Raw genomic sequence first — 12,905 nt, forward strand, 5'->3', positions numbered from 1 at the left:
AATGAACGATATCTGAATGGCAACTTTGGCATCCAAGAGAATGCCAATACGCGCATTACTGTGCTTTTTTAGCAACCAGCGTCAAAATATCATAAGAAGCAACCAGCTCATTATCCTGATTCGTCACTTCCACATCCCAGGCCACAACCCCCTGCCCGACACCATTCGTATCTTTTTTCTGGCGATCGATTTTGCGCTTGCATGTCAGGCGTGCGCGAATCGTGTCACCGATACCTACCGGTTTCACAAAACGCAATGTGTCCAGGCCGTAGTTTGCCAGCACAGGGCCAACACCAGGAGAAACAAACAAGCCAGCTGCTGCCGACAGGACAAAATAGCCATGTGCAATACGCTTGCCGAAAGTACTTTCTTTCGCCGCAATTTCATCAAAGTGCATATAGAAATAATCGCCTGACAAGCCACCAAAGGCGCAGATATCTGCCTCGCTGACAGTACGGCGATGTGTCAGCAGTGAGTCCCCGATATGTAAATCCTCAAAATAATGACGGAAAGGATGTACCACGGACTCACGTACCGCTGCACCGCGGACATGTTCGCGCGTGACTGCGGCGAGCATCGTTGGTGATCCTTGTATTGCCGTTCTTTGGAGATAATGCTTGACAGCTCTGGCACCGCCCAGTTCCTCGCCGCCGCCAGCACGCCCAGGGCCGCCGTGTTTTAACTGCGGCAAAGGCGAACCATGTCCTGTTGATTCCACTGCCGCTTCGCGGTCAAGTATCAGCAAACGTCCGTGCCATGCGGCCATCAGAGGAATCGCCTGCGCCGCAATCCCTGGATCTTTTGTCACCAGAGATGCAACCAGACTACCACGCCCCTTCGCTGCCAGCGCAATCGCATTGTCGATATCATCATATGGCATCAACGTGCTGACAGGGCCGAACGCCTCAACATCGTGCACACGCGGATGTGCCAATGGCTGGCGACAAACAATCAATGTCGGCGACACAAAAGCGCCATGCTCTGTCGCTTCACCGACTGGCTTGACAGCATCTACGCCACCAAACGCAATTTGGTTACCCTCTGCAAGAATAGCAATACGCTCGCGCACATCATGTTGCTGGGCTTTGGATGCCAAAGGCCCCATACGCACACCATCAACACGCGGATCACCCACCACCACTTTTGCCAAACGAGCACTGATGCGTTCCGCAACGATATCGATATATGCCTGTGGAACAATAACACGGCGAATAGCAGTACATTTTTGACCAGCCTTCGTTGTCATTTCTCGCACAACTTCCTTGACGAACAAGTCAAATTCCTCATCGTCCGGGCTGACATCTGGCCCCAGAATTGCACAATTAAGTGAATCTGCCTCTGCCGTAAATGGAATGGAGCGTTTGACCAGATTCGGTGTAGCTTTCAGTTTGGCTGCAGTATCTGCCGATCCTGTAAATGTAACCAGATCAGATTCTTCCAGGCGATCCAGCAGATCACCGGTAGAACCGATGACCAGTTGCAAACTACCAGCTGGAAGAAGTCCAGATGCCTCGATCAGACGCAACAGCTCTTCAGTCAGATAACTGGTTGCACTGGCGGGTTTGACGATACATGGCATACCAGCCAGGAAAGTAGGCGCGAATTTTTCCAGCAATCCCCAAACCGGAAAATTAAATGCATTGATGTGTACAGCCACACCACGACGTGGAACCAGTATATGCGTTCCTGCAAAATGCCCTTGTTTACCCAGAGGAAAAGCCGGCCCCTCATGAAACACATTACCAGATGGGAATTCGTTAGTACCGATGCTGGCATAGGCGAATAAGGTACCTGCGCCGCCTTCGATATCGATCCAGCTGTCATTGCGTGTTGCGCCCGTGTGCACGGACACCGCATACAACGCTTCTTTGTGCTCATTCAGGTATTTAGCCAATGTGCGCAAAATACTGGCACGTTGTTGGAAATCCAGTGCCAGCAAATTTTTCAAACCTTGTTCACGGGCAAAAGTTAATGCCGCAGCAAAATCAGGCGTTTCTGCATGGGTGTGATACAACACACTGCCATCAATCGCGCTTTGTAATGGCTGTGCAGCGTGTTCGCCTACCCATTCACCAGCGATAAAACTTTGCAGAGTTTTCATGAATACCATTTCCTCACTTATTGAATTCAATCAGATGCCACTGTGCACACCGGCACGGGCAAGATAATTACTTTGATTTAGGCCTATGTCCGGGCATGGAACTATCACGCGCCATACGCGGCCTGTCTGGTTCCACTTCTGTCAACGCATCGACTTCCTGCATCGTCTCCAGCGAGCGTCGGGTCAGCGTGTGATATTCCGCCGTTCCCTGCGTCTTCCATTGCACTTCGTCATCAGTCAGCTCCCGCAGTACACGTGCAGGCATACCAACGACCAGATGGCGTGGTGGTACTTGCATACCCGCTTTGACAAACGACATGGCGGCGACAATCGATTCAGCACCGATCACGGCTTTGTCCATAACGACAGCATTCATGCCAACCATCGCATTACGTCCAATACGACAACCATGCAAAACCGCACCGTGTCCGATATGACCATCCTGTTCAACGACCGTATCGCTATCGGGAAAACCATGCATGACGCAGGTATCCTGGATATTGGCACCCTCTTCGAGTATCAGACGACCAAAGTCGCCACGCAGACAAGCAGAAGGACCAACGTAACAACGAGGGCCGATAATGACATCGCCGATCAGCGTCGCTGTCGGATGAACATAGGCAGTCGGATGAATGACCGGCGTGATGCCATCAATGGAATATACCTTCGTCATAATGATCGCTCCTTCCGACTGTCTTAGTTACTGTCAGCGCGCTCGATAATGAGCGCAATTCCCTGACCAACGCCAATACACATCGTGCACAGTGCATAACGCCCGCCAGTGCGCTCCAGTTGGTTTAGCGCTGTTGTCACCAGACGTGCGCCAGAGGCTCCGAGTGGATGACCAATCGCAATTGCACCGCCATTCGGATTAACATGGGCAGCGTCATCCGGCAAACCCAGATCACGGGTGACTGCCAAGCCTTGTGCAGCAAATGCCTCATTAAGTTCAATGACATCCATCTGCTCCAGCGTCAACCCGGTTTGCGCTAATACCTTGCGGCTTGCTGGTGACGGACCAAAGCCCATAATGCGTGGCGCCAGACCAGCGGTAGCCATGCCGACGACACGCGCACGCGCCTTCAAGCCGTATTGTTTTACAGCATCCGATGACGCCAGCAACACCGCGCAAGCGCCGTCATTCACACCAGACGCATTACCGGCAGTCACACTACCATCCGGTTTCACAACGCCCTTCAGACGTGTCAGCATTGCGCTGTCAGTGTCAGGACGAGGATGTTCATCCGCAGAAAATACTTTTGGATCGCCTTTTTTCTGTGCGACGCTGACCGGCACAATTTCGCTATGAAAGAAACCAGCCGCATTAGCCGCAGCCCACCGTTGCTGACTACGTATCGCAAAGGCATCCTGATCGGCACGGGAAATATTGAACTCCTGCGCCACGTTTTCCGCAGTTTCCGGCATGGAGTCAATACCATAACTAGCCTTCATCAGACTATTAACAAAACGCCAGCCTATTGTCGTATCTTCAATTTTTGCAGTACGGGAAAAGGCACTATCGGACTTCCCCATCACAAAAGGCGCTCTGGTCATGCTTTCTACGCCACCGGCAATAATCAAATGCGCTTCGCCCGATTTAATTGCACGGGCTCCAATACCAATGGCATCCAGACTGGAGCCACACAAACGGTTAATCGTATTGCCAGGCACATCCACTGGCAAGCCTGCCAGCAATGCCGCCATACGGCCGACATTACGATTATCTTCTCCCGCCTGATTGGCACAACCATAATAGACGTCGTCGACTTTCGACCAGTCAACTGTGGGATTGCGCTCTATCAGTGCTTTGATTGGCAACGCGGCCAGATCGTCTGCACGCACGCTTGCCAATGCACCACCATAACGTCCAAACGGTGTTCGTATTGCATCACAAATCCATGCATCCATTACGCCCTTTGTATCCTTTTCAGCCATTTATTGCTCCTTCATTCCTGTCATATTCCATCGTTACCTGATCACCAGTGACGCTTACCCCACTTCTCACATAGAGGTTTATTAAGAGACAAGCGCATGGCTTTTTGTGCAAGGACGCTGATACAGCGTCCGATCAGGCATCCTTTAAACGTTCATTAATGTTCATTAACGTTCAGCAAACGTCCACCAAACATCAATTAAACGCCGATTTTTGGTCGTTTATCGATCACGCGACGGGCTTTACCGACGGAAGTGCGCTCAATGCTGTTCGCTGCCAGCACCCGGACTTTACTGCTGACACCCACAAAAGTCTTAATATCGTGCTGCAACTGACGGTTCAGTGCTTCCATTTCGATTTCAGATAATTTGCCGGAAACCTCGGGACGCAATTCAGCGATGATATCGAGTTTATCCATGTGGTTTTCACGTGTGACAACCAATTGATATTGCGGTGCCAGTTGCGGATGCTTCAGTAACAGTTCTTCAACTTGACTAGGGAACAGATTCACGCCACGGATAATCAACATGTCATCAGAACGTCCGGTGATTTTGCCAATACGGCGCATAGAACGTGATGTCGGAGGCAACAAGCGTGTCAGATCGCGCGTGCGGTAGCGAATGACAGGGAATGCCTGCTTTGTCAACGATGTGAATACCAGTTCACCTTCCTCGCCGTCCGCGACAACTTCACCCGTTTCCGGATTAATAATTTCCGGATAAAAATGGTCTTCCCAGATCACCGGACCATCTTTACTCTCGATACATTCACAGGCAACGCCTGGTCCCATCACTTCGGACAAGCCATAGATATCCATAGCATCAATACCGGCACGACTTTCGATTTCACTGCGCATCGCATCAGTCCAGGGTTCAGCACCAAAAATACCGATCTTCAAGGAACTTTCAGCAACGTCAAGACCCTGACGAGAAAATTCTTCGATGATGTTCAGCATATAGGATGGCGTAACCATGATGATTGATGGCTTGAAATCCTGTATCAACTGCACTTGCTTCTCAGTCTGACCACCTGACATTGGCACCACGGTACAACCCAGACGTTCAGCACCATAATGCGCACCAAGACCGCCGGTAAACAAACCATAACCGTAAGCGATATGAATCATATCGCCAGCACGACCGCCAGCAGCACGTATGGAACGGGCAACCAGATTCGCCCAGGTATCGATATCATCCTTGGTATACCCGACGACGGTTGGCTTGCCAGTGGTTCCGCTGGAAGCGTGAATCCGGGATACCTGTTCGCGCGGAACAGCAAACAAACCAAACGGATAATTGTCACGCAACTCCTTTTTACCTGTGAAAGGAAACTTGGCAATATCCGCCAGTGTCTTCACATCATCAGGATGCACTCCGGCAGCATCAAAGGCAGCGCGATAATGCGGCACATTATTGTAAGCGTGTGACAAAGTCCATTTAAGACGCTGCAACTGCAATGCCTGCAATTCGTCTTTACTGGCGGTTTCGATAGGGTCTAATTCTTTTGGATCTGGAACTCGGCTAGTCATGATGGTCTCCTCTGAACGTATTCGATGTAGTAATAGATAAAAAATATTGCTGGCAGATTGTGTGCGCCATGACAAATACCCTTGTCAGGCAGCCACATGAATCGTCATTGCGACTCTTGCACCTGCTTCTTACGCGATCTGTGTTGCTGATGCAGTCTCTCCACCGGCATCCGGAGTCGGAATTACTTCTCCCTTGATGCGATGCGACTTTCCTCGGAATATGGCAATTAAATGTCCATCCTGATTGCTGACCTTAACGTCGTAAATGCCAGTTCGTCCGACCAGCGTCTGCTCGCTTGCTACTGCGGTCAGAACATCACCCTCGCGGCCTGGTGCCAGATATTCAATACTGCAACCGGCAGCCACAGTCGCGTGATTGCGACTATTGCAGGCAAACGCAAAGGCACTGTCAGCCAGCGCAAACAGGAATCCACCATGACAGGTAAGGTGACCATTCAACATATCGGAACGCACACGCATCGTGAGTGTTGCCTGCCCTTCAGCAACGGAAGAAATCTGCATGCCAAGTCCACGCGTGGCAGCATCATTCGCAAACATGGCAGCAGCGGTTGCTTCAGCCAGCTGCTGGCCATGTGCGTAAATAGAATTAGTCATAAAATTTCCTTCCATTGATTTTTTTTCTTTGCAGCAGTGGAGAAATACGATAACGATCTTCGCCATACCAATCTGCCATGTTCTGCAAGACCGTGACGATGTGCGCAATACCTGCGGTATCGGCCCATTTCAATGGCCCGCGCGGATAATTGACCCCTTTTTGCATTGCGGCATCCACAGCAGCAACGTCACAGACGCCCTGATTGACGGCATCTGCGGCTTCGTTAGCCAGCATCGCTACTGTGCGCATCACGACCATTCCTGCCGCATCATCCACACGCGTAACGGCATAACCCGCAGTTTGCAAAGTACCGACTACTGCCTGATATGCCGCAATGTCACATTGATCAGCCACCGCCAATACCAGTCGTTTGCTGGTGAGAGCATCGAATGCCAGATCCAACAAAATCGTATTGGCAACCTGATTCTGGTCTGCTCTCAATGTCGCAGTACGACCATCTGTCAGATATACATGCGCTCCGCCGCAGACCAGCAAAGGAGTATCAATACCATCCTTCAACGCCTCAGTAACTTTGATGCCTGTCTGTGTCAGGCGTTGCTGTAATGCCTGCGCTAAAGGATCAGCACTGGTGATCACGACATCATCAGCCATTGCCAGCAACACTTCGGAATTCCCCGCCGGAGGAGTGACGCCGGCACCGTACTGATAAAATCCACGTCCAGTTTTTTTACCCAGGAATCCGGCACTCACTAACTCCTGCTGCAATAACGAGGGAGTAAAACGCGGGTCATTGAAATACGCCTGGTACACCGTATTCGTGACGGCAAAATTCACGTCGTGACCTATCATGTCCATTAACTCAAATGGCCCCATGCGGAAGCCTCCTGCTTCACGCATGATCAGGTCAATCGTCGCCGGTTCAGCAGCCTGCTCATTCAACAAGCGTAAGGCTTCCGCGTAATAAGGGCGAGCAACCCGATTAACGATAAATCCCGGTGTTGATTTGGCGTGTACAGGATGTTTGCCCCATGCCAGAGATGTGGCGTACAAGGTCTCGGCAACAGCTTCATCCGTCGCCAGACCACGAATGATTTCCACCAGTGCCATCAATGGAACAGGATTGAAAAAATGCATGCCGACAAAACGTCCTGGCAAGCGCAAACGCGCGGCCAGTGCCGTGATAGAGATGGAAGATGTGTTAGATGCGAGTATGCAATCATCCGCTACGACTGCTTCCAGATCGGCAAAAACAGCTTGTTTGACAGAGAGATTTTCAACAATCGCTTCTACTGCCAGTCCAACGTCTTTCAACTGTGCCAGCTCCGTTGCCACATGCAATCTCTGAGCAGAAGCTTGCGCCAGATCAAAGGACATTTTTCCTTTTTCTGCCAACATATTAAAAGTGCGCTGGATACCCGCCACCGCTTTTTCAGCAGCTTCAATACGGGTGTCATACAAGAAAACCTGATGGCCTGCTGCCGCAGCGATCTGGGCGATACCTGCGCCCATTGCACCAGCGCCAATCACTGCGACCGCAGTGTCTTTTGATAATCCACTCATCTGTACTATGCTCCGGTAAATTGAGGTGCGCGTTTTTCCATGAATGCATTCACGCCTTCACGATAGTCTTTGCTGTGCCCCAATTCACGCATGCAGCCAGCTTCCAATGACAACTGCTGCTCCAGCGTATTACTACCACTGGCGTAAATCGCCTGCTTGGTCAATGCCAAACCTTTCGTCGGTGCACTGGCAAAGTGTTTTGCCAGTGCCAGCGTTTCGGCCTGCAATTGATCGTCATCCACACACTTCCAGATCAGTCCCCACTCCGCGGCTTGCGTTGCCGTTATTTTTTCGCCCAACATGGCTGCACCGATGGCGCGTGCAGTACCCAGTGCCCGTGGCAAAAAGTAAGTACCACCAGTATCCGGAATCAGCCCTAAGCGACAAAATACTTCAACAAAACTGGCAGAACGTGCCGCCAATACAATGTCACATGCCAAAGGTAAATTGGCGCCAGCGCCTGCTGCAACACCATTCACCGCACAGATCACTGGCATCGGTAAAGCGCGCAGGGCGAGCACCAGCGGGGCATAATATTTTTCAACGGATTCACCCAGATCAACAGCTGCACCACCTGGACTGACAGCACGATCACCCAGGTCCTGACCCGCGCAAAAACCACGACCAGCACCGGTCAGCACCATGACACGAACAGACGCGTCAGCCTTGATTCTGGCGATCGCATCCTGCACTTCTTTGTGCATTGCCACGGTAAAACTATTGAGCTTATCGGGTCGGTTTAATGTCAGATGCGCAACGCCACCTTCGATCTGAAACAAAATATTTTCATACGTCATATCAGTTCTCGCTATCAAAGTCTAAAACCAGTTTATCTGTCACGGGGAAACTCTGACAGCTAAGAACAAAGCCACGCGCCACTTCATAATCTTCCAGAGCATAATTGGCATCCATGTCCACTTTACCTTCTGCAACCTTGCAACGGCAGGTAGAACATACGCCTCCCTTGCATGAGTAACGCATATCAATCCCCAGCTTAAGCGCCGCATCCAATACGGACTCTTTGTCTTTATCCATCACAAAATGAGTGTGATTTCCGTCCATGACGAGCGTCACTTCACATGCAGAGCGACCGATCAATGGGCGCTCGCCAGCCACATGCGCACGCTTTGGCACACTGGAGGCAAACAACTCAATCTTGATATTCTCTTTTGCCAGACCATTCGCCTGCAATACGTCAGAAACTGCATGAATCATCTCTTCAGGGCCACAGATAAATGCGGTATCGATGTCACTGACGGATATCCAGTGCTTGAGCAACTGTTCGCATTTCTCTTTGGTAATGCGACCGTTGAATAATTCAATATCCTGCTGCTCGCGGCTCATGACATACACCAGATTGAAACGTCCCAGATAACGGTCTTTCAGTTCTGCCAGAGTTTCTTTAAAAATGACGGTCGATGATGCGCGATTTCCATACACCAGCGTGAACTGACTGTCAGGCTCGGTTTGCAAGGTTGTTTTAATGATGGACAGCATGGGTGTGATACCACTACCGGCAGCAAAGGCCAGATAATGCTTTTTATTTCCAGCAGCCAGCGGCACATTGAAATGCCCCATCGGCGGCATCACATCAATCGTGGCACCTGCTTGTAACGTGTCGTTTGCCCATGTCGAGAATGCACCGCCTGGAACACGTTTGATAGCAACACTCAGATTGCCGTCCTGCACGCCGGAACAGATGGAATATGAACGACGTACATCTTCACCATTAATAAACGTACGCAAGGTCAGATACTGTCCCTGGGTGAAATGAAATGCATCCTGCAATGTCTCGGGAACATCAAATGTCACCAGCAATGCATCACGGGTTTCGTGTTTGACCTGACTGACACCGAGTGTGTGAAATTTAATCATCTTACTTTGTCTCCGCTATATATCTGTATTGGGATTACTATCGACAGCTGATCAGACTTGACGCTGATTTTGCCAGTCTGATTTTGCTAACGGAATCGAGCCTTGCGTGACCCTGTCCTCATTACCCTTACCGCACCTCATCCGATGTATGCATAAACACTTGGCATCGGCTCGGCCTACCCTACCTCTTGTTACGATTTCATTCGCTGCTTATCAATAATCAATGGCACTTGAAATAATCAAATGGTTCCAGACAGCTTTTGCAGGTATACAGGGCTTTGCAGGCCGTTGAACCAAATTGACTGACCAGCCTTGTTTCGGATGACCCGCACTGCGGACAAGGAACCACAGGATCATTGATCGCATGACGACGAATGCCGCTCAGATTAATCACCTGCTGTACCGGTGGCGCAATGCCATATCCCTGCAATTTCTGCTTACCAGCTTCGCTCATCCAGTCGGTGCTCCAGGCGGGTGACAACTGAGTTTCCAGGCGAACCTGATGAATACCCTTTGCCAATAACGCTTCCCGTATTCCAGTGGCGATCACTTCCATTGCCGGACAACCAGAATACGTCGGAGTGATTATCACCACACATTCGGGCGCATCTGACTCAGCAGTTTGCTGCCAGCGAACGTCCCTGACGATGCCCAGATCAATGACGGAAATGACCGGAATCTCTGGATCAGGTACTTGATGTAACCAGTCGCGTATCTGCTCTGCGCTGGGCAATTGCTGCTGTGATGTCATATTCTTCCCATTCACTCCCATTGATTCCGATAGCGGACTGCAAGCCAGAATTTGTATGGCTCACTGTACGGTCATTTGCAATGCCGTTCAGATGCTTGTCGATACGAGGATCAGAGCATTACCACTGCGCACCAGGATACGCACGTTGCAGGAATTGCATTTCCGCCAGGATATAACCCATATGCTCAGTATGCACACCTTGCTTGCCACCTTTCAGCATCCAGGCATTGGCAGCAGGCAGGCGCAAGGTTGCTTCAGCCATGACTTCAGCAAGATGCGCCTCCCAATCTACCTTCAAAGAAGACGGATCGGGACCAAGACCCTGTGCAGCAATTGCGGTATCCAGATCATCAGCAATAAACATCTCACCAGTAAAACGCCAGACTTCATCCAATGCTGTCTGCATTTTTTCCTGGCTCACAGCAGTACCATCGCCAAGACGTACGACCAGATCACCACTGCGACGTAAGTGATAGGAAACTTCTTTCAGGGATTTTTCTGCGATCTCGGCAATTCGGCCATCCTTGGAAGCACACAAGGATTTCAACAAATAGTAATGCCAGGTATCGAACAAAAATTGACGCATCAGCGTATCGGCATAATTGCCATTCGGCTGTTCTACCAATAACAGATTATGAAACTGGTGAGCATCACGCAAATAAGCCAGATCATCTTCAGTACGACCAGCACCTTCGATCTCAGCAGCATAGGAATACCACAGGCGTGCCTGACCTATCAGATCCAGGGCAACATTCGTGAGCGCCATATCTTCTTCCAGCGCCGGCCCTTTGCCGCACCACTGCGTCAGCCGCTGACTCAGGATCAGAGCATTATCTGCCAGGCGCAACACATACTTAAACGTATCATTTGACATGCATTATCTCCGTTGCGCGATTACAGATTTTTGACTTCTTCCGGCATAGGGAAGAATGTCGGATGGCGATACACCTTGCTATTGGATGGCTCAAATAAAGCTTCTTTGTCGCCCGGGCTGCTGGCAGCAATATTGTCTGCCAGCACTACCCAGATGCTGACGCCTTCATTACGGCGGGTGTACACATCGCGTGCGTTATTAATCGCCATTTCAGCATCAGGCGCATGCAAACTGCCTACATGCTTATGAGCCAGGCCGTGCTGACTACGGATAAAAATTTCCCACAATGGCCATTCTTTACTCATGTCGTCTCTCCTTATCGTTATTGATCGTCTCAGGCAACCTTAGGCTGCATGGCATTTTTCTGCGCCTGCTTTTCGGCGTTCGCCACCAGCGCATCGCGGAACCATTCTCCGTCGTCATAGGCATTCACGCGGGTACGCAAGCGTTCACGGTTACAAGGACCGTTTCCTTTCAGCACCTGGTAAAACTCGTCCCAGTTGATTTCACCGAAATCATAATGGCCACGCTCTTCATTCCATTTAATCGCAGGATCAGGCAATTCCAGACCGAGATATTCGATCTGCGGCACAGTCTGATCGACCATGCGCTGACGCAATTCATCGTTGGAAAATAATTTGATACGCCATTGAGCCGATTGCGCGCTGTTGACGGATGCGGCATCAGAAGGACCAAACATCATCAATGCTGGCCACCAGTAGCGATTCAATGCGTCCTGCGCCATCGCTTTTTGCTCGGGAGTGCCGCGGCACAAGGACATCATGATGTCGTAACCCTGACGCGCATGGAAAGACTCTTCCTTACAGACGCGTATCATGGCGCGGGAATAGGGGCCGTAAGAACAACGGCACAAAGGAATCTGATTAATAATCGCGGAACCATCCACCAGCCAGCCGATGGCACCCATATCTGCCCAGCTCAGGGTCGGGTAGTTAAAAATACTGGAATATTTCGCTTTACCAGAATGCAAATCTGCCAACAAATCATCGCGTGAAACACCGAGGGTTTCCGCCGCGCTATACAAATACAGGCCGTGGCCAGCTTCATCCTGAATCTTCGCCAGCAAAATAGCTTTACGCTTCAGACTAGGTGCGCGGGTAACCCAGTTCCCCTCCGGCAACTGTCCCACAATTTCAGAATGTGCATGCTGGGAAATCTGGCGTATCAATGTTTTGCGATAGGCCTCAGGCATCCAGTCTTTTGCCTCAATCTTGATGCCTGCATCAATGCGCTCCTGAAACGCGCGCTCTTCCGCACTCAACTCATCCGCCGTGCGGACTTTGGATAAACCTGTCTCGACTAACTGTGCATACATTTTTGTCCCCTCAAAAATCGCCGTGGTTTTTGCCTGCGCAAACAACATGAGGCGCGTTGATATTATTGATCCACATCAAAATTATATGATACGTATTTTTTAATGTACACAATTTTTTCGTATCACATTAAATATCTGTATCATTTATTACTGCAATTAATCACTTGTCGGTAAAATTACATACTCAGGGCTGATGCAAAATTCTCCCGGCAAAGCATGGCGACGAACTCAATACAGATTGCAGCCATCACAGCACCAGAGCAGTTTTGCGCCAGTCTTAATACTGACACTGTACTGACACTAATATTCAGTATTGCCACATGAACAAAAACTGGTAACGGTTGCGTCTGACCGGATCTTTTGCCTGGCA

General features: G+C 50.3%; 12 protein-coding genes. All 12 read right to left on the reverse strand.

Features of this window, described 5'->3' with window-relative positions; all coding sequences use genetic code 11:
- Positions 1-55: 55 nt before the first annotated feature.
- Positions 56-2,101: a phenylacetic acid degradation bifunctional protein PaaZ gene (gene paaZ, locus ACO0LB_RS09565; RefSeq protein ID WP_423048799.1), complete on the reverse strand. Its 2,046-nt coding sequence runs from the start codon at positions 2,099-2,101 to the stop codon at positions 56-58.
- Positions 2,102-2,168: 67 nt separating this feature from the next.
- On the reverse strand, positions 2,169-2,774 hold the full coding sequence (gene paaY / locus ACO0LB_RS09570; protein ID WP_423048801.1) for a phenylacetic acid degradation protein PaaY: 606 nt from the start codon (positions 2,772-2,774) through the stop codon (positions 2,169-2,171).
- A 23-nt stretch (positions 2,775-2,797) separates the two neighbouring features.
- Positions 2,798-4,009, reverse strand: coding sequence for a 3-oxoadipyl-CoA thiolase (gene pcaF / locus ACO0LB_RS09575; protein WP_423048991.1), 1,212 nt, complete (start codon positions 4,007-4,009; stop codon positions 2,798-2,800).
- A gap of 224 nt (positions 4,010-4,233) precedes the next feature.
- Positions 4,234-5,562, reverse strand: a complete 1,329-nt coding sequence (gene paaK / locus ACO0LB_RS09580) for a phenylacetate--CoA ligase PaaK (protein ID WP_423048803.1) — start codon at positions 5,560-5,562, stop codon at positions 4,234-4,236.
- A gap of 129 nt (positions 5,563-5,691) precedes the next feature.
- Positions 5,692-6,177, reverse strand: coding sequence for a hydroxyphenylacetyl-CoA thioesterase PaaI (paaI, locus tag ACO0LB_RS09585; RefSeq protein ID WP_423048805.1), 486 nt, complete (start codon positions 6,175-6,177; stop codon positions 5,692-5,694).
- Positions 6,170-7,699, reverse strand: coding sequence for a 3-hydroxyacyl-CoA dehydrogenase PaaH (paaH, locus tag ACO0LB_RS09590; protein ID WP_423048807.1), 1,530 nt, complete (start codon positions 7,697-7,699; stop codon positions 6,170-6,172). The genes paaI and paaH overlap by 8 nt, the downstream gene beginning before the upstream one ends.
- Before the next feature lie 5 nt (positions 7,700-7,704).
- Positions 7,705-8,496, reverse strand: a complete 792-nt coding sequence (gene paaG / locus ACO0LB_RS09595; protein WP_423048809.1) for a 2-(1,2-epoxy-1,2-dihydrophenyl)acetyl-CoA isomerase PaaG — start codon at positions 8,494-8,496, stop codon at positions 7,705-7,707.
- Position 8,497: 1 nt separating this feature from the next.
- Positions 8,498-9,574, reverse strand: coding sequence for a 1,2-phenylacetyl-CoA epoxidase subunit PaaE (gene paaE, locus ACO0LB_RS09600; RefSeq protein WP_423048811.1), 1,077 nt, complete (start codon positions 9,572-9,574; stop codon positions 8,498-8,500).
- A gap of 220 nt (positions 9,575-9,794) precedes the next feature.
- Entirely contained in the window at positions 9,795-10,325 is a 531-nt protein-coding gene (gene paaD, locus ACO0LB_RS09605; RefSeq protein ID WP_423048813.1) for a 1,2-phenylacetyl-CoA epoxidase subunit PaaD, read from the reverse strand.
- A gap of 118 nt (positions 10,326-10,443) precedes the next feature.
- The gene (gene paaC, locus ACO0LB_RS09610; protein ID WP_423048815.1) at positions 10,444-11,199 is read right to left on the reverse strand and encodes a 1,2-phenylacetyl-CoA epoxidase subunit PaaC; all 756 of its coding nucleotides are present in this window, start codon (positions 11,197-11,199) and stop codon (positions 10,444-10,446) included.
- 20 nt (positions 11,200-11,219) lie between these two features.
- Positions 11,220-11,504, reverse strand: coding sequence for a 1,2-phenylacetyl-CoA epoxidase subunit PaaB (gene paaB / locus ACO0LB_RS09615; RefSeq protein WP_423048817.1), 285 nt, complete (start codon positions 11,502-11,504; stop codon positions 11,220-11,222).
- A gap of 29 nt (positions 11,505-11,533) precedes the next feature.
- Positions 11,534-12,535, reverse strand: coding sequence for a 1,2-phenylacetyl-CoA epoxidase subunit PaaA (gene paaA, locus ACO0LB_RS09620; protein ID WP_423048819.1), 1,002 nt, complete (start codon positions 12,533-12,535; stop codon positions 11,534-11,536).
- Positions 12,536-12,905 lie beyond the last annotated feature (370 nt).

This window comes from Undibacterium sp. SXout7W (assembly GCF_049339385.1).
GTDB lineage: Bacteria > Pseudomonadota > Gammaproteobacteria > Burkholderiales > Burkholderiaceae_D > Undibacterium.